The sequence below is a fragment of the Labrenzia sp. OB1 genome (assembly GCF_001624695.1).
GTDB lineage: Bacteria > Pseudomonadota > Alphaproteobacteria > Rhizobiales > Stappiaceae > Roseibium.
The window spans coordinates 72,506-98,383 of sequence record NZ_JSEP01000004.1; the positions used below are offsets into that span (position 1 = coordinate 72,506).

19 protein-coding genes are annotated in these 25,878 nt (G+C 60.8%); 14 read left to right on the plus strand and 5 right to left on the minus strand.

What is annotated here, in order from left to right:
• Positions 1 to 2: 2 nt before the first annotated feature.
• Complete coding sequence (locus OA90_RS06920) at positions 3 to 548, plus strand: ATP-binding protein (protein WP_068408918.1); 546 nt, start codon at positions 3 to 5, stop codon at positions 546 to 548.
• A 31-nt stretch (positions 549 to 579) separates the two neighbouring features.
• Positions 580 to 918 (plus strand): hypothetical protein, encoded by a 339-nt coding sequence (locus OA90_RS06925; RefSeq protein ID WP_068408920.1) that lies wholly within the window; start codon positions 580 to 582, stop codon positions 916 to 918.
• A gap of 273 nt (positions 919 to 1,191) precedes the next feature.
• Here OA90_RS06925 and OA90_RS06930 read toward each other — a convergent pair whose 3' ends face one another.
• Together OA90_RS06930 and OA90_RS06935 are read right to left on the minus strand one after the other, a co-directional pair.
• Positions 1,192 to 2,325, minus strand: coding sequence for a type III PLP-dependent enzyme (locus tag OA90_RS06930; protein WP_068408922.1), 1,134 nt, complete (start codon positions 2,323 to 2,325; stop codon positions 1,192 to 1,194).
• Positions 2,326 to 2,432: 107 nt separating this feature from the next.
• Positions 2,433 to 3,740 (minus strand): NtaA/DmoA family FMN-dependent monooxygenase, encoded by a 1,308-nt coding sequence (locus OA90_RS06935; RefSeq protein ID WP_068408924.1) that lies wholly within the window; start codon positions 3,738 to 3,740, stop codon positions 2,433 to 2,435.
• An 88-nt stretch (positions 3,741 to 3,828) separates the two neighbouring features.
• Here OA90_RS06935 and OA90_RS06940 point away from each other — a divergent pair, with 88 nt between their 5' ends.
• The 5 genes from OA90_RS06940 to OA90_RS06960 all read left to right on the plus strand — a co-directional run bounded on the left by OA90_RS06940 (position 3,829) and on the right by OA90_RS06960 (position 11,054).
• On the plus strand, positions 3,829 to 4,638 hold the full coding sequence (locus OA90_RS06940) for an ABC transporter ATP-binding protein (RefSeq protein WP_068408926.1): 810 nt from the start codon (positions 3,829 to 3,831) through the stop codon (positions 4,636 to 4,638).
• Complete coding sequence (locus OA90_RS06945) at positions 4,638 to 5,651, plus strand: iron ABC transporter permease (RefSeq protein WP_068408928.1); 1,014 nt, start codon at positions 4,638 to 4,640, stop codon at positions 5,649 to 5,651. Before OA90_RS06940 ends, OA90_RS06945 begins: the two co-directional genes overlap by 1 nt.
• Entirely contained in the window at positions 5,651 to 6,715 is a 1,065-nt protein-coding gene (locus OA90_RS06950; protein ID WP_068409209.1) for an iron ABC transporter permease, read from the plus strand. The genes OA90_RS06945 and OA90_RS06950 overlap by 1 nt, the downstream gene beginning before the upstream one ends.
• 10 nt (positions 6,716 to 6,725) lie before the next feature.
• A complete protein-coding gene (locus tag OA90_RS06955) occupies positions 6,726 to 7,691 on the plus strand; it encodes an ABC transporter substrate-binding protein (protein ID WP_068408930.1) in 966 nt (321 codons plus the stop codon).
• Between the two features lie 333 nt (positions 7,692 to 8,024).
• Entirely contained in the window at positions 8,025 to 11,054 is a 3,030-nt protein-coding gene (locus OA90_RS06960; RefSeq protein WP_068408932.1) for a condensation domain-containing protein, read from the plus strand.
• Positions 11,055 to 11,174: 120 nt separating this feature from the next.
• Here OA90_RS06960 and OA90_RS06965 read toward each other — a convergent pair whose 3' ends face one another.
• The 3 genes from OA90_RS06965 to OA90_RS06975 form a co-directional block, all read right to left on the minus strand.
• Positions 11,175 to 12,563, minus strand: coding sequence for a condensation domain-containing protein (locus OA90_RS06965; RefSeq protein WP_068408934.1), 1,389 nt, complete (start codon positions 12,561 to 12,563; stop codon positions 11,175 to 11,177).
• An 84-nt stretch (positions 12,564 to 12,647) separates the two neighbouring features.
• Complete coding sequence (locus tag OA90_RS06970) at positions 12,648 to 15,725, minus strand: AMP-binding protein (protein ID WP_068408936.1); 3,078 nt, start codon at positions 15,723 to 15,725, stop codon at positions 12,648 to 12,650.
• 16 nt (positions 15,726 to 15,741) lie between these two features.
• Positions 15,742 to 17,388: a condensation domain-containing protein gene (locus OA90_RS06975; RefSeq protein ID WP_082836894.1), complete on the minus strand. Its 1,647-nt coding sequence runs from the start codon at positions 17,386 to 17,388 to the stop codon at positions 15,742 to 15,744.
• A gap of 101 nt (positions 17,389 to 17,489) precedes the next feature.
• On the opposite strand from OA90_RS06975, the gene OA90_RS06980 reads away from it, so the two are divergent.
• The 7 genes from OA90_RS06980 (at position 17,490) to OA90_RS07010 (ending at position 25,599) form a co-directional block, all read left to right on the plus strand.
• Entirely contained in the window at positions 17,490 to 18,650 is a 1,161-nt protein-coding gene (locus OA90_RS06980; RefSeq protein WP_244274564.1) for an isochorismate synthase MenF, read from the plus strand.
• A gap of 35 nt (positions 18,651 to 18,685) precedes the next feature.
• Positions 18,686 to 20,320, plus strand: a complete 1,635-nt coding sequence (locus OA90_RS06985) for a (2,3-dihydroxybenzoyl)adenylate synthase (RefSeq protein ID WP_068408939.1) — start codon at positions 18,686 to 18,688, stop codon at positions 20,318 to 20,320.
• Positions 20,321 to 20,329: 9 nt separating this feature from the next.
• A complete protein-coding gene (locus OA90_RS06990) occupies positions 20,330 to 21,196 on the plus strand; it encodes an isochorismatase family protein (protein WP_068408940.1) in 867 nt (288 codons plus the stop codon).
• Between the two features lie 19 nt (positions 21,197 to 21,215).
• The gene (gene dhbA, locus OA90_RS06995; RefSeq protein ID WP_068408941.1) at positions 21,216 to 21,971 is read left to right on the plus strand and encodes a 2,3-dihydro-2,3-dihydroxybenzoate dehydrogenase; all 756 of its coding nucleotides are present in this window, start codon (positions 21,216 to 21,218) and stop codon (positions 21,969 to 21,971) included.
• A 90-nt stretch (positions 21,972 to 22,061) separates the two neighbouring features.
• Positions 22,062 to 23,105 (plus strand): methyltransferase, encoded by a 1,044-nt coding sequence (locus OA90_RS07000; protein WP_082836895.1) that lies wholly within the window; start codon positions 22,062 to 22,064, stop codon positions 23,103 to 23,105.
• Between the two features lie 106 nt (positions 23,106 to 23,211).
• Positions 23,212 to 24,309: a carboxynorspermidine decarboxylase gene (locus OA90_RS07005; protein WP_068409210.1), complete on the plus strand. Its 1,098-nt coding sequence runs from the start codon at positions 23,212 to 23,214 to the stop codon at positions 24,307 to 24,309.
• Positions 24,310 to 24,360: 51 nt separating this feature from the next.
• Positions 24,361 to 25,599 (plus strand): saccharopine dehydrogenase family protein, encoded by a 1,239-nt coding sequence (locus OA90_RS07010; RefSeq protein WP_068408943.1) that lies wholly within the window; start codon positions 24,361 to 24,363, stop codon positions 25,597 to 25,599.
• The last annotated feature ends 279 nt before the right edge of the window (positions 25,600 to 25,878 follow it).

Here is a 25,878-nt window from a genome sequence, read left to right on the forward strand (position 1 = left end):
GTATGGTCGAGGATTACGGAAACACGGCTGCAGTCAACGGTGCCGACGCCAGGCGTTTTGACATCAAGTTGATGGCGGAGCCGCTGGAGCTGAGCTGGCATCATTGCGGTGTCACCTCCGATTTCATCGGTGAGTATTTCAGCCGCGCTTGTGACGGGAGCGTCGATCCCGTGGACGCCCGCCACAGCATCAGTTACATGATCAACGAGATCCTTGAAAACGCCATCAAGTTCCGCAAGGGCGGCAATATCGACATTACCGGCAGCCTGGAGGGCGGGACATTTGAAATCCTGATCCGGAACCTGATCGATGCGCACACGGCGGAAAGCTTCAAGGCGCACCTGGCAACACTGCTCAAGCGCGAGCCTGGCGAGCTGCTGCTGGAGCGCATTGAGGAGAATGCGCTCAATCCGGACTCGACCGGTTCGGGACTTGGAATCCTCACGCTCATGAGCGATTACGAAGCCAAATTGGGCTGGTCTTTCGCCTCCGGGCATGTAAGTGAAGGCGTTGAGTTGACGACTTACGCGTCTTTGCGACTTTCCTGATCGCTGAAATATTCCAAAGGAAGATACCACAATGGAAATCAGCACGAACGATTACCGCGTTTGGACTGAAGGTTCGACCATCCACTATGAAGGTACGATGCGGCTCTCCGGCACGGATGCCTATGCGCCGATCCTGGAAGCCATGAATTCCATTCTGGCCGCCAAGCCGGAACTTATCACGCTGGACCTGACCAGCCTGCAGTTTCTCAACAGCTCGGGCATCAACCTGCTTGCCAAATTCACGATCGAAATCAGGAAGCAGCCGGATGTCGGCGTCCGGGTTCTCGGATCGAAGTCGATCCCCTGGCAGTCGAAATCTCTCCGCAATCTTCAGCGTTTGCACCCCGCGCTGGAACTGACGATTTCCTGACCCCCATGCGGTCGGCTTCCTGAAGGTGGCCGGCTGAAGGGATCCGGATGAAATTCCGCCCGGAAAAAGCCTGTCGCGGATCGATCTTCTCCTGCGCGCAGTCCTTGATGCAGGCGTGGCGTGTCCTGTCGTCCGGCTGCGTCCCTGGCGCCGCTGATCTCCGCCCATCTTCCCGAAAGCTGGAGCGAGCCTGCCGGAACCGTATGGTGCCTGATCCAGACGTAGCGTCAGCGTCGAACCGGAATCGGGCGAACGGGCGCGCTGCTTGCAGATTTACACAACATGCACTTCCAGCGGTCCGAAGCCGTTGAAGCCGACCGAGGCATAGGTGGACGTATAGGCGCCGGTTCCCTCGATCAGGACGTCGTCGCCGATCTGCAAGTTGTGCGGGAGGCGGCAGGGCCTTTGTTCATAAAGCACATCGGCTGAATCGCAGGTTGGCCCCGCGAGAATATACGGAACCGTTGCCGTGTTTCCGTATCTGGTCTTCAGCGGGTAACGTATGGCCTCGCCCATGGTTTCCGCAAGTCCGCCGAACTTGCCGATGTCGAGATAAACCCATTGCAGCGGATCATCGGGGGACTTGGTGGAAATCAGCACGACTTCGGACTTTATCGTGCCCGCATTGCCGACAAGGCCGCGGCCCGGTTCGATCACCGTGTCGGGAATCGCGTTACCGAAATGGGTTCTCAGGGCGCGCTGGATTTCCCGGCCGTAGTCGCCCGGTCCGGGAACGTCGCTCAGATACCGTGCCGGAAAACCGCCGCCCAGATTGAGGCACCTGATCAGGATGCCCTCGCCGGCCAGCGTGTGGACCACCTTGGCAGCCTGCTCCAGGCCACGTTGCCAGGCGCGGGGATCGGTCTGCTGGGAGCCGACATGAAAGGACAGCCCGCAGGGATCGAGGCCGCGTTGCCGGGCAAGGCGCATGACGCCTGTCGCGACACTCGGATCGCAGCCGAATTTTCGCGACAGCGGCCACTCGGCGCCGGCCCCGTCGGACAACAACCGGCAGATCACCTGCGAACCGGGGGCCGAGCGGGCGATCTTTTCGACTTCCGCCGGGCAATCGACCGCGAATTGCCGGACACCCAGACGGTGCGCCTGGGCGATGTCGCGTTCCTTCTTTATGGTGTTGCCATAGGAAATGCTGCAAGTGGGAGCACCAGCCTCGAGCACCATTCTCGCCTCGGCAACGGAGGCGACATCGAAGGAGGCTCCCAGCCCGGCCAGCAGTTCAAGGATTTCCGGCGCGGGATTGGCTTTGACCGCATAATGGATCCTGGTTTGCGGCAGCGCGCGCTGCAGGGCGCGGTAGGTCTTCCGCACGATCTCCAGATCAACGACAAGGCATGGCCCGGCAGGGTCGCGGCAGTCCAGAAAATTGAGAATCTTTCTTGTGGTCATGCGGGTCTCCACCGGTTTGGAAGGCCTGTTGTCAGCCTGTGCGCGTCTCCCTCGTGTGGTCGGGCACCACTGCTGCAGCAGCAGTGGTGCCGGTAGCTTCTTTCCGGTCAGCGGTCGTTAAGATGATCGAAAAAGGTCGTGCCCCGATAGTCCTTGCGGAAGAGGCCAAGGTCGCTCAGGGCGGGGACGACCTGCTCCAGGAACAACTGCACCGACTCCACCGACCCACCCGGGAAGGCAACAAACCCGTCAATGGCGCCACCCGCCGCCCAGTCCTTGATCGCGGCCACCGCGTCGGCGGGCGTACCGACCACCAGCCAATGGGCGGAGCCGATGACTTCCGGCCGCCGAAGCAGATCCTCAAGGGTTGGCTCGTCCCGCTCGATCATGCGGCGCAACAGCTGGGAATGGGTCCGGCTGCGCACTTTTTCCGGCGGTGGAGGCAGATCCGAAGCAGTCACATTGCTGTCTGCCGGCCAGTCGGACAGGTCCAGTCCCGTCATCTCCAGCACCGTGGCAAAGGCCCGTTGACGGCTCATGCGCGCATTCGTCTCGGCGAAGAGTTCCTGCGCTTCGGCCTGTGTCGGAGCCAGGTAAAGACTCAACCCCGGCAGGACGCGGATGTCGTCCCCTTGCCGCCCCTGTGCCTCGGCGCGGCTGCGCAGGTCGGAGCGCAGGTCGATGGCCGCGGCCATGTCCGGCGTCGAGGCAAAGATTGCGTCGGCCACAGAGGAGGCGAAGGCGCGTCCGGCAGCCGATGCGCCCGCCTGCACCAGCGGGATCGGGGCCTTGTCGTAACGGGGCAGGTTCAACGGTCCCTTGACGCTGAAAAAAGCTCCCTGATGATCGACTGCCTTGACTCCGTCCGGGTTGGCAAATCGCCCACCGGCCTTGTCCAGTTTCAGGGCATCCTGCGGGAAACTCGCCCAGAGCCGGCGGACGACTTCGGTGAACTCGGCCGCCCTGGCATAGCGATCTTCAGGGCTCGGCATTTCGGTGAGACCGAAATTGCCGTTGCCGTCCAGTGCCGTGACGATATTCCAGCCCGCGCGGCCGTTGCTGAGCCAGTTCAGCGACTGGATCTGCCGGGCAACGATATAAGGCGGGAAGAAGGTCGTCGATGCGGTGGAGAGCAGTCCGATCTTCGAGGTCTCACGGGCAATGGAGGCCAGCAGCAGCGTCGGATCGAGGCTTGCGAACCCCGTCCCTGACGCCAGCAGGTCCGTGTTCAGAAAGAGCGAGTCCGGCAGGAAGGCAAAGTCGAGTTTCGCCCGCTCGGCGCGTTGTGCGATGTCGAGATAAAAGTCGCTGCCGTAAAGGCCTTCCACGCCGCTGTCCGGGCGCCGCCAGGCGTCGCCGCTGAGCCACGTCGGGGCGAGCGACATGCCGATATGCAATTTCTTCGAGGGGGTCATCTCATCCGCTCATGACTGGATTGAAAAACGAGTTGGGAGCTTGCTTTGGGTTTGCTGGTTCGTTTCGGATAGTATAAAGACTTCTGCAATGCAGAAGGTCAAGAGGTCGATTTTGCTCGAGACACGGCACGTAACCGCAGCTTATGGAAAACTGGAAGTGCTGAGCGACGTCTCCGTCCGTTTCCGGAAGGGACGGCTGACAGCGGTCGCCGGTCCAAACGGTTGCGGCAAGTCCAGCCTGCTGAAAGCCATCATGGGGTTTCTGCCTGTCAGTGGCGGCGAGATCGTTCTGGAAGGTGAACCGGTGGCGCGGATCGGCCGGAAAAAGCTTGCCCGCCGCATCGCCTATCTGCCGCAGGACTGTTTCTGCCCGGACTACATGACCCTTGGCGAACTGATCGAGTTGGCCGGCTATTCCCGCTACGCGCTGGTCGGCGGACCTTCCGAGCGTGACCGCGCGCTCTACCGGCAGGTGCTCGAAACGGTCGGATTGAGCGACAGGGCGGGATTTCCCGTCAACAAGCTTTCGGGCGGTCAGCGCCAACGTGCCTGGATTGCAATGGTGCTGGCCCAGGACACGGACATTGTGCTGCTGGATGAACCGGTGAACCATCTCGACATGAAGTATCAATTTGCCGTTCTCGAACTGATCAGGGAGCTGACCGAGATCTACGGAAAGACCGTCGTCGCGGTGCTGCACGACCTGAACCTGACCACCACATTTGCCGATGACGTCGTCCTGATGCGCTCGGGCAAATGCGTGACGTCCGGGCCGGTTGCCGAGACGGTGACCACCGGCAACGTCGAACGTGTCTTCGATCTCAAGACCCAGATTTTTCCAAGGGATGGACGTCTCGTCTGCTTTCCGGAGCGCTCGGGACAAGCAGCGGTGTCCTGATGGAAAGGCGCACGATCTTCCTGCTTGCGGTTCTTCCCCTGTTGGTGGTCGCGCTCGCCCTGAATTTGCTGGTGGGTTACCGGCCGGAGGACATGCCGGGCCTCATCGGCGCGGTGCTTCGCTTCGAGGCACAAAGCTACGAAGAGGCCGTGCTCCTGTTCCAGCGGCTGCCGCGCAGCCTCATCGCGATTTATGTCGGCAGTATCGCCGCCGCAAGCGGCTTTGTGCTGCAGAGCCTTGTGCGCAACCCGCTGGCGTCCCCGGCAACAATGGGTGTCAATGCGGGGGCCGCCCTGTTTCTCGTCGCGGGGGCGCTTGTCTTTGATATCGGACCCGCGCTGCAGGGTGTGGCCGCCCTTGCCGGGGCGCTGGCCGGCTTCGTCTCCTGCATTGTCATCGCCCGCTTTGCCGGCCGCCGGAACGACCCGCGCGGTCTGTCGCTGATCCTTTCCGGAGCTCTGGTATCCATGCTGTTTACGGGCATGACCAATGCCTTTCTGCTGTCCGACCCCGCCCGGCGTTCGGAGTTCCTGAGTTGGGTGGTCGGCACGATCAATCATGCCTATATCGACAGGCTCGCCATGTTCTGGTGGGTCGGGGCGGCCGCCATTGTCGCCTTCCTCCTGCTCGCGCGGCCCCTCACGCTGATCCTGTTCGGCGCGGAGAAGGCGGCATCGACCGGTGTCAATGTGCCCCTTGTCTCCCGTATCGCGATCCTGGCTGCCGTGCTTGGCTCCGGATCCGTCGTCGCAGTGTGCGGCCCTATCGGCTTCGTGGGACTGATCGTGCCGCATATGGTTCGGCCTTTTGTGGGCAACAATCTTGTCTTTGCACTGCCTGCCTCGCTTGCAACAGGCGCCGTGGTCTGCCTGCTGGCGGATGTTTTCGCGCGGGAAGCCCTTTACCCCTATGTGCTGAGCACGGGCCTGGTGACGGATCTGATCGGCGGCGTCGTTTTTGTCATCATCGTCAAGCGTTTCTATCTTACTCCCGCCAACAGGGAGGCGGCATGATCAGGCGCGGCACAGCTACCGACGGCAAACCGGTTCTGCGGCTGGCGAACGGTCTCCAGATGCGGACCGGAAATCTCCTGGCGGGCTGCGGGCTTGTTGCGGCCACGCTGATCCTGGCTGCCTGGTCCACCGGGCTCGGCTTGACGGATACCGGACTTGCCGACTTGCTGCGGGCGCTCTCGGGCAGCTCTCTGTCCGATGCCGAAACATATGCGCTCTTGACGGTTCGGCTGCCACGGATCCTGCTGGGCTTCATGGTCGGCTGGGCGGTGGCGCTCTCTGGTGCGCTGCTTCAGTCGATCGCACGCAACCCGCTCGCCGACCCCGGCCTGTTCGGCTTCAGCCAGGGCTCGATGATCATGATCATGCTGCTTTTGGTGATTGCTCCGGTCGCGCCGAAAAGCCTGGTTGCGCTGGCAGCCGTGACCGGTGGGCTGTGCGTTGCCGGACTGCTGCTCTGGCTGGTTGGCGGCGAGCGGTCAAGCGGCCTTACGATCGTGCTGCTGGGGATCGCCGTCGAGACGGTTCTGTCCTCCTTCGGCTCTCTGCTGCTGCTTTATCTGCCGACCGAAACCTCCATTACCTTGTCCGAATGGCTTGCCGGCTCGTTGTTCCAGGCCAACTGGAGCGTGATTGCAGCTTTCACACCGCTGTTCGTTCTGGGTCTTGTAGGCAGTCTTCTGGCAGGGGGGGCGACTTCCGCCTATGACCTCGGCACGGAGATGGCGCAGGCGCTCGGCGAACCTGTCGCCAGATCGCGGCCGTTGATCCTTCTGTTCGCGGTCGTTCTGAGTGCCGCGGCGGTGACGGCCGTCGGGCCTCTGGTCTTTCTGGGTGTGCTCGCGCCGCATATCGCCGGTTTCCTTTCACCGGCCGTCGGCCGCGCCCGCTTGTTGCTGTCCGGACTGGTGGGGGGCATTCTTGTCGTTGCCGCCGATGCGCTCACCCGCGGCATTGCCGCCGGCCTTCCCCTGCCGCTCGGTCTCAGTCTGACGATGGTCGGTGTTCCGCTTTTCATCATCGCGCTGCGTCTTCAGGCGTTGCGAAAACTCCAGTCTCATTGAAAGGTTCCTCATGCGGTTTCTCGTTTCCTGCGCAGTCGCGGCCGTTCTGGCGACAAGTCCCGTCCTTGCGGCCGACCGTCTTCTCATCGACGATACCGGCCGGGAGATAACTGTCCCGGACACTCCGGAACGGATCGTCGTCATGCACGAACCTCTGCTCGGCGTGCCCCTGATGGATCTTGACCTGGATCTCGCCGGAAGCTACGGCCGTGCGGACGACGGCGGCTTCGTGATCGCTGTGGACTTCATCGACACCGTGCTTGGCGAAGGGAAGGCAAAACCGAAGGGGTTCGGACCGGTCGGCCAGCCGGACCTGGAAAAGTTGCGGGCGCTGGAGCCCGACCTGATCCTTGCGAGCGAGCTGGATGCCGGAAAGGTCGATCAGCTCTCCACTGTCGCACCTGTCTATCTGCAGAACATAAGCGGCGACAAGGTGCACGGCTTTGACATTCAGGAGGACCTTGCGGTGCTCCTCGGCCGGGAGGATCTGTTTGAAGCCCGGAAGGCTGGCTATATGGACCGTGTCGCCGAGCTGCGCGCCACCCTGCCGGGCAATGCGGCCGGCCAGACCTATCTTCCGGTTTTCCTGACGGATCAGATCAACGTTGTCGGCGACTCTTCAGGCATGGTGCAGGCGCTGGAAGATCTCGGCTACACCCGGCTCGAGGTTGCCGAGGCGAGCACCACCTCGGCGAGCGGCGGTTCCATGATGCTGATGCCGCTCAGCGCCGAGGTATTCGGCGGTTTGAACCCGGATATCCTTGTCCTGTTGAACAGCTATATGGACAGCAGTCGCGACGAGACCGGCACGCGTGAAAAGCTCGACAGGATCGTTCCCGGCTGGGACCGTTTCATGAAACCCGCCCTGGAAAAACGCATCCTCTTTGTCGATCCCGCAAAGGTCATCACGCCGACAGTGGCGAGTGCGGAACACATGCTGGACGCTGTTGAGCATTGGGGCGGGCAGGAGCGATAGCAGCCTGCCCCCGAGGTCTCGAACGCCGCGCAAACAGACCACTCGAACCGGGCAACCGGGGTTCGAGTGGTCTTGCGTGTCTTTTGCAGCCCTGCCCGGGCGCCCCCGGAAATCGAGCTGTGTCATAAGGCAAGGAACAGACGGCATAAAAAACATGAGTTTTTGATACAAGTTTAATTGCCCCTGATGGGTGCGCCTGCTAATAGTTGCAACTGCCATTGATCCGTTCCGAGCGATCCCGCGCGCCGCAAAGATGAACTGTCGGAAGTTCTCGCGGCTTCAGGGCTCTCGATGACGTGCAACCAGCACCAAAATGAGTATCAGGAGACTGCAATGACCGGAGGTTTCGACCGCCTGTTGACGGAAAGCGAGCTTGAGCACTTCGATGAGATGCTCAAATCCCAGGAGGATCACAATCAGGGTGCCGGGGAAGCTGTCCGGACTTCGGACACGTGGTCTCTTTCAGAACCGCTCGGCGTCACACAGCATCAGGAGCGGATCTGGCTGGCCCAGCAACAGGACCCGGCGCTGACCTTGCGCCATGCGCTGGCATACAGGCTGGGCGGAATCCCGGAGATCGCACGCCTGACGCGAGCCGTGGACGGTGTGGTCGGAGCTCTGCCGGAGCTCACGATGCGCTACCGTTTCAGCGATGACGGCGAACTGGTGAAACATCAGGCAGGTGAGCAAGGCGACACACTGGAGATCGTCAATGTCGACAGCCGGCAGGAAGCCATTGCTTTGATCCTGGCACGTCAACAGGCGCCCTGGGTGTCGGACTCCGAACCGCCCTTCAAGGCTCTGGTGATCTTCTGCCTCGACGAAGTCATCCTGGGTCTCCTCATGCATCGCATTGTCGAGGAAATGTGCACGCCGGAAGATGTGCTGAAAAATCTCGCTCGTGCCTATGACCGCAAGCCCTTCCTCCCGCAGACCACCAACCGCGTGGAGGACCTTGATCTGACGTTTCGCGATGTTGCCCCCGTCGCCTGGCTGTGCCGGGAGGAGCCGGGTGCGGCGATTGCCGAATTCGGCGCATCGTCCCTGCTTCCTGCCGCGAGCGGACGGTACGCGCACCGCTATGGCGCCGTGATCGAAACCGGAATCTTGCCGAGTCCCTCGCACCTTGCGTCTGACATTTCCGGTTTGCTGGCGTTTATTGGTACCCGCTTTGCCAGGTTGCTCTGCAGGTTCGGCGGCCATGAGCAGATCGAAATCAGCTTTCCGGCAAAGCCGGAAGACCGGCTGGGAGATCATTCCGCGGCTTTTTCCTTCAGGGACAGTCTCAAGGTGCGGATCTCGCGTGACACGGCATTGCAGGAAGACGAATCCCGGCTGTTCTCGCTGCTTTCTCACGCGAATGAAAACACGCAGGCTAATGACGTGGACCTGGAGGAGGCCCTGCCGAAAGTGTCGGTCAAATGGTTGACCGACCCGCATCTTTTCTTCGATGCGCGGACCGTCACACTGGAGCGCGTGCCGCTGCCGACTTTCGAATCGCGCCCCGATTTTGAACTGGCCATCGGCCGGGATGCGGAAGGTCGCACACTTCTGGAACTGGTCACGGGCCAGAAGGTCAGTCCGCATGCGGGCAACCTGATGCTGGATCTGTTCACACAGCAATTGAAGACAGAGACCGGAAAGGCGGCTGAAGGGGGCCAGCCGGTCAGCTGGCCGGTTTCCATGGCTGGTGACAGGCCCGTTGCAGAGCTTGCCGGAAGTGCCGAAGAGGAGCATGGCGCTGACAGTGCCGCGATCCAGTCAGCCATTCTGTTCGAGTTCCGCGAAGCACTCGCCACGCCAGAACTGACGGCAGCCGACGATTTCTTCGATTTCGGCGGCCATTCCCTGGTCGCAACCCGGATCATCGGCCGGCTTCTTCACAACCATGGCATCGAGGTTCGCTTCAACGACCTGTTCGGCAATCCGACGGCATCCGCGCTAGCCCGTCACGCCAGACTTGTCGAGAGCGCCAAAAAGTCTGTCGGCAACGGATCTGTCGAGATCTCCACGGGTAACACCGATGCCGCGATTGCACCGCTGGCTCTGGCGCAGATGTCTTTGTGGAAGATTTATTCAGCCCTCGGCTACAACGAGATTTTCAATCTGCCTTTCGCCCTGGATTTTCTCGACACCGTCGACGAAGCGGTTTTCGGTGAGGCTTTTCTGGATCTCATGAAGCGGCATGCCGGCCTCAGAACCCAGTTCTTCGAAGATGAGGAAGGGGAGGTTCTGCAGAAGGTCGTTCCTGTTTCGGAGCTGGAGACCCACAAGTGGTTCTGGACAAGCGGCGAGAGCACGGGAGCGGACCGCCGTACCGAAGCCGGCTATTGCTTCGACCTGTCGAAGGAATTGCCGGTCAGGTTGCGGTTCCTGAAGGATCCTGAAACCGGCCGGCAGGTGTTGTCGTTCCTGTTCCAGCACCTTGCGCTCGACGAATGGTCGGTCAACCTGTTGATGGACGAACTCGTGGAGGCCTATGGGGCCAGGGCGGCCGGCTCCGAACCGGTCTGGTCCGGAAATCCGGCCCCTTTTCATGACTTCGCGCGCAAGCAGGTTCAGGCGGGTGTCAACAAGGAGCATCTCGCCTACTGGACCGACATGCTCGCCGATGCACCAAGAGAACTGGTCCTGTTTGTCGAAGCACCCGCACCGGCGGAGCAGCCGGACAGCGAGGCCGTTGCCGGCGGCTGGGTCGAGATGCGGTTGGAAAAGGAGATTTCCGAAGGCCTTTACGCAATCGCCAAGGAAAACAGCGCCTCTTTGTTCAATGTCGTCTACGCCGCGATTTCCGCAGCCCTGCAAAGGATCGGCAATCTGACAGACCTGGTGATCGGCACGTCCGCGTCAGGACGAACGGACCCGGATTTTTTCGACACGATCGGCTATTTCACAACGGTCGTTGCCCATCGCGTCCGGTTCGCGGGTGAGCCGACGGTGGGAACTCTGATCGGCAACGTCAAGGACATGATCAACGGGTCGATGCCCTATACCGATATTCCCATCGACCTTGTGGAATCGGCGCTCGGCATGACATCCGAACGGGATCATCTTTTCGACGTGTTCATTCAGATCCATGCCCAGAACAAACTGAACGGCAATCTTCCGAAGCCCGACGGTGGCCGGATCGCGTTCCGTCAGGTCGATCCCGACAAGCACGAGTCGCACCTGGGGCTGCAGTTCGAGGTGATGGAGGAGGTGATCGACGGCGACCGGGCCATCCGGGTGCTGATGAGTTACCAGTCAAGGCGCTACAGCCCGCAACAGGTGGATGCAATCCAGGCGGCGGTCATGAACACGTTCAGCCAGTTTTCCCGGCCCGGTGTGTCCCTAACGCCGCTGAGTGAGTTGACGCAGGCTTGAACCTGCCTTCCGGATCAGCGGGCGATCAATCGGTTTCGAACGCCTGTCCGGCAGCAAAAAACCCAAAAATGAGCATCGCGGGTTCAGTTGAACGCGCGATGCTCCGCAAGGACAAAACAGTTACATCGGGAAATGCTGCGCCACTGTTCGAAGGTGCGTTGCAGAAGGCGTTTCTCCGACAAGATCGCCGACAGGACGGCCGAGCATTTCCGGCTGAAGGTTGCGGGACAGGAACGACGGCAATTGTTTTTCATGCCTCTCGAATTCCTTCCTGCCGGTCAGATCCGGATCCGCGTCCAGGCTGAGGACAAGTTCCTTGCCGTCGCCTTCTCCCCGGAAAGTGAGGTTGAAACCGTCGGCCGGTCCGCTGCCCAGAATATGCCGCTGTGCCCGGCAGCCGTTGAAGACCGGCGAATTGAACGGCAGCACGTTGATCAGCGGGGAGAAGAAGTACCGGCTTCCTTCCGAAAGTCCCTGATCCTTCGAAATCTGCTCGATCCTGAACCGGCTGTGACGCCTTTGTTGTCTCAGTTCCTCGGCGCACCGTTTCAGAAAATCCGACAACGGCTCGGAGCTGTTCACCTGCATGCGGAACGGCAGGATGTTGACGAGAAGGGCCGGCATATGCGCCCCGACGCTGCCCCAGCGGCTCATGAACGGAAGCCACAGGGTCAGTGAGTCCGAAGACCGTTCTTGTGTCTCGGGCGCTGTTGCGAACAAATAGAGTCCGGACATCAGCGTGAGCAGATCGGGCCAGCCGAGATCCACGGTGGCCGCGGCTTCCTGCAGCCTTGCGGTGAATTCGGACGGCAACGGTATTCTGCTGTGAAAACCGGGTTCGCCGTAGTCCTCGTCCCCGCGTTCCAGCACTTCGATACCTTCGGCCTTGCCGAAATATTCCGTCCAGTAGGCCCGGTCGGTTCGCCATTGGGCACTGTCCTGATACCGGTTTTCTTCGTCCAGAAAACTCGCGAGGGAGTGAAACGGAAGGCCGGCGTCACCCGTCCCGCAAAAATGATTGTAGAGTTGGGCGCAGCGCCGCTCGATCAGGGCAAGGCCGTAGCCGTCGACAATGATATGATGCGCCCGGATGTACCAGAAATAGCGCGCATCGCCGACACGGTAGAGCGCGTGGGCCGACAGCTTGTCGTTCCTGAGGTCCAGTTTCGCATTCAGGTCCTGCTCCATCAACTCGCCGGCTGTGGCCAGCGGATGTTCCCTGCCTCTCAAATCGATGACCTGCAGCTCCGGGACGAGGTCGGGATCGCAGAATTGCATGGGCGCGTCGCCCTGTTTCTCGGCGCGGAACCTCGCGGACAGGATTTCGGCTTCCCCGATGGTTTGATCTATCGCGCGTTTCAGCGCGGCTTCATCCACGTCCCCTTCGATTTCAACATAATGCGCCACCGTTGAGACGGGCTGGTCGGGCTGGAAGGTGAATTCCTCCCAGAAATCGAGTTGCGGCAGGGTCAGCGGCATCCAGTCGCCGTTGGGGTTGATGTCCGGCATGAACAATCCTCCTTGAAATCAGTTCGGATACGGACAGCGCCTGTCCGTCCTTTTTGAATAGTCAGCGTCTCGTCGCGGCCCGGCTCACAGAGCGGACACAAGTTTTTGCACCTGGTCGGCATTGCGGCATTGCAGAAGCTGCCTGGGGAGAACCTCAACTCCGAATTCCGCATTTATCCGGGTCGAGATCGATTTGAGATGCGACGGCAGAAGGCCTATCGACAGAAAATCGGTGGAGCCGTCCACGGGGCCGCTTTGCCTGTTGCCGACCACGCCCAGATAGATATCGAGGACACGGCGGCTTTCCGGCTGCGGTTGCGGCCGAGATGGCCGCCTGACGGCCGGGGTCTCGGCAAAGAAGCGCCGGGCCTGCCTCCGGTCCGGCTTGCCGTTGGCTGAAAGCGGAATGCTGTCCACTTTCAGGAGCCGCGAGGGAACATGCGATTCCTGCAGATGCTGCCGTGCAAAGCTGCGCAGGTCCGCATCCGTGAGACTGCTCCCGGCCACCGGTTCGTAGAGCGCCCCAAGCTCAGTCTCACCGCTTCTTTCGTCTCCCAGATCTGTCAGCAGAATCCGTGAAATCTCGGGATGTTTAACGAGTTCGTTCTCGACGTCGGGAATCGAAATCCGGACGCCGCGCACCTTGATGTACCCTTGGACACGGCTGTCGAACAAAATGACGCCGTCGCGGCGGTATTTGCCCCGATCTCCCGACCTGAAAGCACGAACACTCCGGCCGTGTTGATCCTCGATGGTGACGAAGTCATGCTGATGCAGCGCGCCGTCCTCCAGGTATCCGAGTGCTGTGCTCACGCCACTGGAATGGATGCGGCCGACGACGCCGGGCGGGCAGTGCTCACCGTATTCGTTGAGGATGAAGTAGCCGTTGGCCGGCAGGGGGCGGCCATAAGGGATGTTGCCGGTATCCTCTGGGCCGATCCGGTGCCAGATGCTCCAGATGGTGGTTTCGGTCGGTCCACCGATCGAGCTCAGCCGCGTTCCGGGATTGGTTTTGCGCAACTGCGCGATCACCGCAGGCTTCAGATAGTCACCGCCCTGGTTGATAAGCCGCAGGGTCTTGAGTTCGTCCCCTTGCTGGCACGAGAGCAGCATTTCGAAGATCGTTGGTACGGAGGACCAGATGGTCACACCGTGTTCGGCGACAAGCTGGTTCCAGCGCAAGGCGTCCTTTTCCTCGCCCTGAACGGGCTGGATCAGCGTGGCTCCGGCGGTAAGACAGCCGAAGACCTCGTAGACCGACATGTCGTGATACAGCGGGCTGACGGAGATGAAGACGTCGTCGGAAGTTATGTCCCACTCCGCATTGGTGCTGCCGACGACGTTGTCGGTGGACCTGTTGGACAGGACAACGCATTTCGGCTTCCCTGTCGTGCCGGAGGTGTAGAGATAATAGGCCGTTTGCGTGCTGGCCGAGAGGTCTTCAAGTGGCTGGGTCAGGGCAAACGGGTCTTGTATTGCTTCTGCGCTCAGAACGGTTTCGGCGCCGATCACCTCGTGGCCTTCCACGGGGGCGGACCCGATAACCAGGTCCGGCTTGCAGTTGTCATAAAGGTATTTCAGGCGGTCCCGGGGTGCGCAGGCATCGACGGGCACCCAGATGATGCCCCTGAGCGCACAGGCGAGGGTCAGCATAGTCTGTTCCGGAGAGCGCAGCAGCGACAGGACGACGATGTTGCCGTTTCCAAGCTTTCGCTCTTCCAGGAAGGTCATGGCCTTGTGCACACCTTCGCCGAGCTCCGCATAGGAAAGACGGCGATCCCCATAGATGAGCGCCGGGTTCGCGGGGGGCTGTTTGAACAGGTTGTCCGCGATGCGGCTCAGGTAGCCGCAGGCCACATAGTCCTCTTCCGGCGCATTGAACCGGTAGTGGTCGAAATCCAGAATGTCGCGGCTGGAAAACCGGAAATCTCCGATCTCGCAGATAGTGGTCACGGCCTTGTCGATTGCCGTCAGCATGTCCTGAATGACGGCGCCGTCAACCGCTTCCACGGCATAGTCGAAATCGATCAGGAGTTCGCCGTCACTGCCTGCGGACAGGCGAATGTCGATCGCGACCTGGGGGGTCTGGGTCAGGCCGTCCTGCATCCGCACGGCATGATCCGCTGAAAGCGTCGGCCACGAAAGGCCATTGGTGAGGACAACCGGCAAGGCGATGCCGTTGTCCGGACCGCTCCTGTCGAGCAGAAAACGGTTGATCTCGACCCCGGAGAAAGAAAGGTGCTCCAGTCCTTCCAGAACGTCTTTCTGCAGTGTTTGCGCGCGTGCCGGCAGATCACCCGCGGCTGGCGAATCCCACGCCACCGCGAAAAAGGTTGATTTGTTCGCATAGGCACCGCCGGCCTGGGGTGCCGCGGGGATGCCGACATGGAGCGATCCCTCGCTGAGCCAGTGCGACAGGACTTCGAGGATCACCGCGGACAAGGCCGTGTTCCGGAAGAGACCGTTCTTCGCGCCCAGGCGGGAGAGTTTCCGGAAGCGGCCTCCGTCGAGAATCAGTTTTTCCCGTTCGTAACGGGAAGTCCGGATGGTTTCCAGGGGCTGTTTCCATGGCAGGCGCGGAGCCCCCTCGTAGCCTGTCAGCTTTGCCTTCCAGTAGACCGCATCCTGCCCGACCTTGTCGCGATCCGGTTCCTTCGCGAGTTCGGCGGGAGCGCTGATTTCAAGCCGTTTGTCCTCGAACAGTTCGACCATAAGGGCCGCGATGGAAAACCCGTCCAATATCAGTGCGTCGAAGCGGAAGAACACCGCACAGGTGTCCCCGGTCTTTTCCGCAGCTTCGGGCAGCGTGAAGGCAACGGCACGCCAGGGGGGAGCGGTCAGATCGAAAAGCTGATGGGTGAACTCCTGTTTCAATTCGAGGATCTTGAGATCGGCTTCGTTCAGCGGCAGCCCTGACAGATCGATGGTGACGAAATCGACGACCGGGGTTTGCAGGACGTGTCTTGAATAGGTCTTGCGGTCGATAACGGTGCGCAGGCTTTCGTGCCGTTCCGCCAGCAACGTCAGCCGCCGCTCCAGAAGCGACAAATCGAAACGGCCGCGGTATTCGCGGAACTCCTGCATGGCGACGCCGCCAAGCGGTACATATTCGCTCCGGCCCAGAAGATAGGCGCGCTGCAAGGACGTCAGGTCGGTTTCCATTGTGTCTCCGGTGGGTTTATTCGGCGGGTTGGGCGTCCAGCGATGCCCGTTTGCGTGTGTCGACGGCGTCCAGATAGGCGCGGCCGACCTTCTCGGACGCGCCACCGGATCGCGCCTTGAGAAGGCCGGCGATCGTTCCGGCGGTGCTTGCCGGGCCGATGTCGTCCAGACTCAAGGCGGCTGCCGGGATGTAGCGGTTGATGAACGCAACGATGCTCGACAGATCGCCCTCCGACAGACCGAGTTCGCGGATTTTTCCGGTGGCGTGTGTGCTCATGCCGGGCGCCAGCCGTCCCAGCAACTCCTTCAACATGCCTTCGGTCGGGCTTTCGTGCCAGCCGGCGGAATGTGCCGGTGTCCGGCTGGAAAACGCCGGCCGGTCAAGTACGGCCGGATCTGCGGCAATCTCCCTGACCAGCGTCAGGTAGCTGTCGAAGGCGGTGTTGATCCAGTTTTCGGGCAGGGCGTCGTAGCGGATATCCCAGTTTATGAGGATGCCGCCATCCATGTGGGCAACCTGGGCGTCCAGGGCGACCTGGGGACCCTGGGACACCGCCCAGATCATCGGCCCGAAGACGCGGATTACCCGCGGTGAAAACAGGTCACCTGCCGGCAGGTCGAGGCCGGAGGTGAACACCACCGGAGCCGTCTGCAGCGAACGCCGCGTCCGCGACAGATCCCGCATCACGCTCACGCCCGGATAGGCGGAATGCGCCAGCAGATCGACCATCTGTTCCGCCAGGCTTTTGCAAAGAGACCGGAGGCTTTCATCGGGGGGAGGGGCGACCGCAAGAATGAGGATGTTGGAAAAGTCTCCGACCGTCCGCTCGACGTCCGGTGTGTAGGGCGCACGCCAGAACATCGGCACATTGAGGCGAAATCGCTCATCGCCCGTCGCCCTGGCGATCACTGCGGCGAAAAGTCCCAGCATGAGGGCCGAGGGAGTGATGCGCAAGTCGCGGGCGGACCGTTCAAGAGACCCGCGCTCCTCTGATGTGAGCATAGCCGCCAACCGTCCGCTTCGAACCTCCCCGGAAGCGGCGATCGCCGGCAATTTCGGCGCCGGAGGCAGATCGGCCAGACGGCTCTGCCACCATCGTTTGTCCTCGGGCAGTTTCCGGGCGAGTTCCGCGTCGGAATTTTTTCGATCGAGCCAGTCGAAAAAGCCTGTTTCGGCGTCCCGGGCATTGATTTCGGGACTGTCATAAAACCGCGCAAGGTCCTCCATTAAAAGGCAGAAGCTCGGAGGATCGATGGCTGTCATGTCCGTGTCGACATGCAGGCGGCTGTTGCCGTCCGGCAGGAGACTGAGCTCGAAGGCGGAGGTTTGTCCGGCCGTGAGGTCGAGGGTCCGGCAGGTCCATTCCTGCCGCTTTCGCTCCATGTGCCGGTCGAGCGCATCCGCGTCCAGCTCCCTCAGGTCCTCGATAGCGTAGGAAAGGCTTTCCTCAGCGTTTACAATATCTTGGCCTCCATCAGCGGTGATGCGCATGCGCATCATGCCATGGGTTTCATAGAGCTTCCGGACGGCCTCGCCGAGCCTCTGCGGGTCGATCGGTCCACAATCGAACTCCACATAAAGATGGGCTGAGACGTTTCCCAGGAAGCCGTTGGCTTGTCGGCCCGTCCAGTAGGCCGCTTGCATTGGTGTGAGGTTTTTCATTGCGACTTTTGGTATTGACAAAACATGAGTCTTATACTCAGGTATTCGCGCAGGTCAACCTTTTATACAGGAGATGTTCCATGACAATTGGAGCGCGAGTTATGTGCCATGAAGACATGGCCATCCTGCCTGATACCAAGACAAAATTTCTGTTCTCCTCAGGCGAAAATGAGCTGCACGCGGACGGGATTCGGGAACGAATCACGGTGCCGGTCCGGAACGGCGGAACGGTGGGAAATTTCTTCAAGGAAGCGGTCGACGACGCTCTGGAGCGGGCAAAATCGGCCGGACAGGAGAATCCGATCGTTGTCGGTGCCATTCCGTTCGATTTGGGTGAGGTTTCCTGCCTCTACGTGCCGGAAAATCACGAATGGCGGGTTCGTGCCACAGGAGAAAACGTGCCGGATAACCAGTTCGGTATGCCGGCCCTGCTCGAGCAGCGAAGCCTTCCTGACGAATCAGGTTTCAAACGTGCGGTGCGGCACGCGATCGTCAACTTCCAGCACAGCGATGTCCGCAAGGCGGTGCTCTCCGTCGTGCGGGAATTGCAGTTTGCGGCACCGATCGATGTCGACGGGCTGCTGCGAAGTCTGCGGGCGCAGAACAGGGACGGCTACCAGTTTCAGGTGCCTCTGCCCGAAGGTGGCGAGCTGATTGGCGTCAGCCCGGAACTGCTGGTGCGCAAAACCGGGAGCCGGTTTGTCTCCAATCCGCTCGCCGGCTCCACGAAACGGCTGACCGATCCGAGCGCGGACAAAGACGCCAGCGAGGCGTTGATGGTGTCGGAGAAGGACCTTTACGAGCACAAGCTGGTCGTTGAGGACATAAAACGTATCCTTGAACCCCATTGCGCCGGGCTTGACGTTCCGGACAGTCCCTCGCTCCTGAGCACGGCGGCCCTTTGGCATCTTTCGTCACGAATCGGGGGATTGCTGGACGACCCGTCGATGACGGCGCTGCAGCTTGCCTGCATGCTCCACCCGACACCTGCCGTTTGCGGCTATCCGACCGAACTGGCGCACAGGCTCATTCGTTTTGTCGAACCCTTCGAACGGGGACTGTTTACCGGAATGGTCGGCTGGTGCGACGCGCAAGGCAACGGCGAGTGGGTGATCACCATCCGCTGCGGCATCGTCGAGCACGAGACAATACGGCTTTTCGCGGGTGCTGGCATCGTCGAGGCATCTCAGCCGGAAAGCGAATGGGCCGAGGTCCAGACCAAGTTGGGCACCATGCTCAACGCCTGCGGCATCGCCGCCTGAATTTCTGAATTCTCAATAAATATCAGGTCTCAACAATGACTATCGATTTTCATCATTGGCCTGCCGAGCTGGCCGGGCGCTACCGGGCGCGTGGCTACTGGATCGACAGGCCGCTAACGCGAATTCTGGAACAGCATCTGGAAGAGCAACCGTCCACGCCGGCGGTGATCTGCGGCGAGCGGACGTTCAGTTACGAGCGGCTTGATCGCCTGTCCTCCAACCTTGCCGCCAGACTGGCTTCCAAGGGCCTCGGGCCGGGCGATACGGCGCTCGTGCAACTGCCGAACGTCGCCGAGTTCTACATCGTTTTCTTTGCGCTGCTGAAAGTCGGCGTGGCGCCGGTCAACGCGCTTTACAGCCACCGCAAGCACGAAATGACGGCCTATGCCCGGCAGATCAAGCCAAGGCTTCTGGTGGCGAGCCGTCTGCACGAGCTGTTCAAGACCGATGATTTTATCAAGGAGCTGCGCACCCTGCACGATGACCCGCTGGCAGTGCTCCTGTTGGGGGAGGATGCTCCCGGCTCCAGTCTGTCGCAGTGGCTGCAGAGCGAACCGGATGGGGCGCAACCGGACCTTGGCCCGACGGACCCCGGCGAGGTGGCCTTTTTCCAGCTTTCCGGCGGCAGCACGGGCACACCCAAGCTCATACCGCGAACGCATAACGACTACGACTACAGCGTCCGGGCCAGCGCTGAAATCTGTGGGTTGACGCCGCAAACGCGGTATCTGTGCGCGTTACCGGCGGCGCATAACTTTCCGCTCAGTTCTCCAGGTGCGCTTGGCGTCTTCCATGCGGGAGGCTGCGTGGTGTTGGCGCCGAACCCGGAACCGCTTACCTGTTTCGCGCTTGTCCGCAAGCATGGCGTGACCATGGCGGGTCTGGTGCCGTCGGCCGTCAACCTTTGGCTTCAGGCGGCGCCCGATCACCGCACCGCCCTTGGCAGTCTGGACGTGCTGCAGGTGGGAGGGGCGCATTTCCCCGAATCCCATGCGCGCCTGGTTCCCAAGGTTCTCGGCTGCAGGCTGCAGCAGGTCTTCGGCATGGCCGAGGGACTGGTGAACTACACACGCCTAGACGATCCGGATGAACGTGTCTTCACCACGCAGGGACGCCCGATCAGCCCCGATGACGAGATCAAGGTCGTGGACGAGGACGGACGTCCGGTTGCCGATGGTGAAGAAGGCCGGCTCGCGACCCGTGGCCCCTACACATTCCAGGGCTACTACCAGAGCCCGGACCATAACCGTGAGGTCTTCGACGACGAGGGTTTCTACTATTCCGGTGACCTGGTCTGCCGCACGGACGGCGGTTACCTGAGCGTGGTAGGGCGGGTGAAGGACCAGATCAACCGGGGAGGCGAGAAGATCGCCGCCGAAGAGGTCGAAAGCCTGCTTCTGCTTCATCCGGATGTGCGCGAGGCCGCCCTGGTGGCGATTCAGGATCCGGCGCTCGGCGAAAAAAGCTGCGCCGTCATCGTCTCCGACAATTCCTGCATCAAGCCGCTCTCGCTCCGGCGTCATCTGATGTCGCTCGGTATCGCCGATTACAAGCTGCCCGACCGTTTCAGTTTCGCAGAAGCCATCCCCCTCACAGCCTTCGGCAAGCCCGACAAGAAAAAGCTGCGTGCGGAACTCGCGCAGAAATTCGCACCCGCACTAACCGCATAAAGGTATCTCATGACCATTCCGACAATTTCCGATTACCCGATGCCGCAGGATGTTCCCGCAAACAAGACCTCCTGGAAACCGGAGGCCGCGCGGGCCGTTCTGCTGATCCATGACATGCAGAACTATTTCCTGCGTTTTTATGGTGAGGACGGCGATCTCCGCCGCAAACTGATCGCAAATCTGCGCCGCGTCCGCGACTGGGCGCATGAAAACAACGTTCCGGTGATCTACACCGCCCAGCCGCACGACCAGGCGCCTGAGGACCGGGCGCTTCTCAACGACATGTGGGGCCCGGGACTGACCGTGGCCGATCCGGCCCTGCAGCAGGTGGTCGCGGGCCTGGAGCCGGGCGAGGACGACGTGGTCCTGACCAAATGGCGCTACAGCGCGTTTCAACGCTCGGACCTGAAGCAACGCATGCAGGACCTCGGCCGGGATCAGCTCATCGTCGGCGGCATCTATGCGCATATCGGCTGCCTGATGACCGTCGCCGATGCCTTCATGAATGACATTCAGGCCTTCATGATCTCCGACGCTGTGGCCGATTTCTCCGAGGACGACCATCGCATGGCCCTCAAATACGTCGCCACCCGCTGCGGCGCGGTCACGGACACCGCCAGTCTGACAGGAGACGCGGCGGCGTCGAATCCGACCCGGGAGTGGTTGCAGGCCCGCGTTCAGGAACTGATCGAGGACGATGCGGAACTCGATCCGGAGGAAAACCTGATTTTCTACGGTCTCGATTCCATCCAGGTGATGAAGCTCGCCAGCGAACTGAAAGAGCGCGGTGTCGTGGTCGGCTTCGACGAGCTCGCCAAGGTTCCCACTTTGAACGGCTGGTGGTCCCTGATCGAAAGCAGACGTCTTGCTGCCTGAGGACAAGGGAGAGCCCGCAATGTGGCACCGTCAGTTCGGCGGCAAGCGGGTTCTGGTGACGGGGGCGGCCAGCGGGATCGGCCGCCGCATCGCCGAACGCTTTTGCGAGTCCGGTGCGGACGTCGTCGGACTGGACCGGCAGCCGGGAGATCCCGGCCTGCCGTTCCGGCTCGTTCAGCTCGATGTGACCGATGCGGAGCAGGTCTCCGATGTCTGCAACGCGCTCATGACCGACATTGATCGCCTGGATATCCTGATCAATGCGGCAGGTGTTCTGAGAACCGGGGCGGCCGAAGACCTGACCCCGGAAGACTGGCAGGCCTGCTTTGCCGTCAACGCGAGTGGTCCGTTTTACCTGCTTCGGCACTGGATCCCCGTGTTCAAGGCACAGCGCGCGGGTGCCATCGTCAATATCGCGTCGAACGCGGGGCATGTGCCGCGCACGGGCATGACCGCCTATTGCGCCTCGAAGGCGGCCATGGCCAGCCTCAGTCACTGTATCGGCCTGGAACTGGCGCCCTTTGGCGTCCGCTGCAACGTCGTCTCGCCAGGGTCGACGGATACGCCGATGCTGAGCAACATGGTCGGCGGAAGTGTCGGATACCGGCAACTGGTGTCGGGCCTGCCCGATCAGTTCAAACTCGGTATCCCCCTCGCCAAGATCGCGACCATCGACGATATCGCCGAAACGGCTCTGTTCCTTGCCTCCGACCTGGCCGGCCACATCACCCTTCAGGATATCGTGGTGGATGGAGGGGCAACCCTCGGCGCCTAGGGGGGGCACGTGTGAAAAGCCGGATTTCCGGATTTTGCCCGGGCGCATTCAGGAATTTCAGAAATTCATCAGACAAAAAGGATTGGGTAAATGTCCGCACCCCAAGCAGTCTCGCAAGATCAATCTGCCGCTATCCCGCCGTTCAAACTGATGGCGCAGATCACGGCTTATCGAACCTCTCAATGTATCAGGGTCCTGGTCGAACTCGGCATTCCCGCGCTTCTGGCGCAAGACGCAAGGTCGGTGGAAGACCTCGCACAGGCAACCGGGACGCAGCCGGGTCTGCTTGACCGGCTCCTCAATCACCTCGTCAACGAGGAGGTCATAGGCAAGAATGATGAGGGCCGTTATATCGCGCTGCCCATCACCCGCCATCTTGTGCCCGGTCACCCGCAGAGCCTGAACAACTGGGTCGCCTGCGAACTCGATCCGTTGCTGTGGCGCTCCTGGGAGAACCTCACGGAACAGCTGAGGTCGGGCACAACGGCTTTCGACCTGGCCCACGGGTCCGCGTTTTTCGAGCGGCACGCACAGGACAGCGCAGCCCAGAAGCGTTTCGACGACCAGATGAACGGTGCCTCGCGCGGGATCGGGGCGGTGGTCGTCCAGAGCATGCAGTTCGATCCGGGCACGAAGCTGACGGATGTCGGCGGAGGCAACGGATCGTTCCTGGCCCAGACGCTGGAGAAAAATCCGGGAACCGAGGGCATCCTGTTCGAACTGCCACGCTCCGCGGAAGACTTCGACCCGTTGTTTGAGGAGATGCGGCTGCAGGGCCGTGCGTCTGTCATCAACGGATCGTTTTTCGAGAGCGTTCCCGGCGGCGCGGATGTCTACCTGTTCAGCCGTGTCTTTCACGACTTCAACGACGAGGCGGCCACGGTCATCCTTAAGAACACCAAACGTGCCCTGGCAGGCAACGAGCGCCTGTTGTTGATCGACATGATGGTCAATGACGCGCAGGCCGGAGCGCGCGGGTCCTCGCAGGATATTTTCATGCTCACGCAACTCGGCGGGCGGGAGCGAACGGCGGAAGAATTTTCCAGCCTTCTTGCCAAATCCGGCTTCGAGACGCTATCCGTCACACCAACCGCAAGTCCGGTCAGCATCCTGGAGTTCCGCCCGGCGGTTTGACACCGGAGTGCTGGTCTGTCACGCGACGTCTGGAAACCGGGGCATGCGCTCCTTCGCCTGAAGATGTGGCCGATGGTTCGGCCACATGCAATTTGGACACGGACACATGATCGAGACCCCCTATTACCTGATCGACAAGGCAGGCCTGCTCCGTAATCTGGAGAAGATCGCCTACGTGCGCGACCGTTCGGGCGCCAAGGCGCTTCTGGCACTGAAGTGCTTTGCGACGTGGTGCGTGTTCGACTTCATGCGAGATTTTATGGACGGAACCACCTCGTCCTCTCTGAACGAGGTCCGGCTCGGCCATGAGCGTTTCGGCAAGGAAACGCATGCCTATTCGGTCGCCTATGCCGATTATGAAATCGACGAGGTGATTTCCCATGCGGACAAGATCATCTTCAATTCGATCAGCCAGTTGGAGCGATTCGCCGGAAAGTCGGCGGGCATCGTGTGCGGACTGCGTCTCAATCCTCAGGTGAGCTCATCCAGCTTCGACCTGGCGGATCCCGCCCGTCCGTTCTCGCGACTTGGCGAGTGGGATGCGGTAAAGGTGGAAAAGGTCATGGACCGGATCAGCGGCCTCATGATCCACAACAACTGCGAGAATTCCGATTTCGCGCTGTTCGATCGAATGCTCGCAGACATCGAGGCGAAGTTCGGCGCACTGCTGGAACAGGCCGGGTGGGTCAGCCTCGGCGGGGGCATCCACTTCACCGGTGAGAATTATCCGCTGGACCTGTTCGCCGACCGGCTGAAAGCGTTCGCGGAGAAATATGGCGTCCAGGTTTACCTGGAGCCCGGAGAAGCTGCGATCACCAACTCCACGACGCTGGAGACAACCGTGCTGGACACGCTGTTCAACGGCAAGGACCTGGCGGTCGTGGATGCGTCCATCGAAGCGCATATGCTTGATCTTCTGATCTACCGCGAAAGCGCCAGGGTCGCGCCGAACGAGGGAGACCATCCCTACATGATCTGCGGCAAGTCCTGTCTTGCCGGCGATATTTTCGGGGAGTTCCGCTTTTCCGAAAAGCTCAAGACCGGTGACCGCGTGTCCATTCAGGATGCGGCCGGTTACACGATGGTCAAGAAAAACTGGTTTAACGGCGTGAAAATGCCGGCCATCGCTGTGAAGGAACTGGATGGGTCCATCACGTCCGTCCGCGAATTCACTTATCAGGACTACGAACAGAGTTTGTCCTGAGGCCTTGCTCCAAAACTCTCCCTTCAAGTTCCAAGGAAGGTATGGGATCCAATGAAAAAGACTGTTCTCATCATCGGCGCCGGAGGTGTCGCTCAGGTGGTCGCGCACAAATGCGCACAGAACAACGACGTTCTCGGCGATATTCACATCGCGTCGCGCACAAAGTCCAAGTGCGACGACATCATCAAGTCAGTTCATGAGAAGAACGCACTGAAACAGCCCGGTGTCCTTGAAGGGCACGAGTTGAACGCGCTCGATATTGATGCCACCGCGGACCTGATCCGCAAGACCGGCTCTCAAATTGTCATCAATGTCGGCACAGCTTTCCTGAACATGTCGGTGCTCAGCGCCTGCATCAAGACCGGTACGGCCTATATCGATACGGCGATACACGAAGAGCCGGGCAAGATCTGCGAAACGCCGCCCTGGTACGCGAACTATGAATGGAAGCGCGCCGAGGAGTGCGAAAAGGCCGGGGTGACCGCCATTCTCGGAGCCGGCTTCGACCCCGGTGTGGTCAACGCCTTTGCGCGTCTTGCCAAGGAAGACTATCTCGACAAGGTCACCGAGGTTGACATCGTCGACATCAATGCGGGCAGCCACCAGCAGTATTTCGCCACCAATTTCGATCCTGAGATCAACTTCCGTGAATTCACCGGCACGGTCTACTCCTGGCAGAAGGGAAAATGGCAGGAGAACAGCATGTTCGAGGTCGGCAAGGAATATGACCTGCCGGTCGTCGGCAAGAGCAAGGCCTATCTGTGCGGCCATGACGAGGTGCATTCCCTGTCGAAGAACATGGATGGCGCGGATGTGCGCTTCTGGATGGGGTTCGGCGAACACTACATCAACGTCTTCACCGTCCTGAAGAACATCGGTCTGCTTTCGGAAAAGCCGGTCACCACGGCGGAAGGGCTGGAAGTGGTGCCGCTGAAAGTGGTCAAGGCCTGCCTGCCGGATCCATCCTCCCTGGCGCCGGAATATACCGGCAAGACCTGCATCGGCGACTTCGTCAAGGGTATCAAGGACGGCAAGGAACACGAGGTGTTCATCTACAATGTTGCCGATCACAAGGAAGCCTATGAGGAAGTCGGCAGCCAGGGCATCTCCTATACGGCCGGCGTGCCGCCTGTTGCGGCAGCAATGCTGATCGCCACCGGCGAATGGGACGTGAAGAAGATGGCCAACGTGGAAGAACTGCCGCCGCATCCCTTCCTCGCCATCCTCAACCGGATCGGCCTGCCGACCCGCATCAGGGACGCCGACGGCGACCGGGCAATCGAATTCTGATTTCCAGGTCGCCAGTTCCGGCCCAGGCTGAGAGCCCTTGACAAAAGCGCCTGCATTCAATCGGTATGCAGGCGTTTTTGTGTGTTGAGGTCTTTACGAGACCATCCGTTCTGATGACCGTATTGAGAGACTGAGCGCCCCTTTACGCCGGTAATTCCGGACAGGTGAGACGCAAGTCGAGCACAGATCCGGAATACAATGCATCAGAGCGAGCGTAAGCGAGCAAGCGTTCTGTGTTCATCGGTTTGGAAAGGCCGCGCCCGCGGTGCGAATGATACC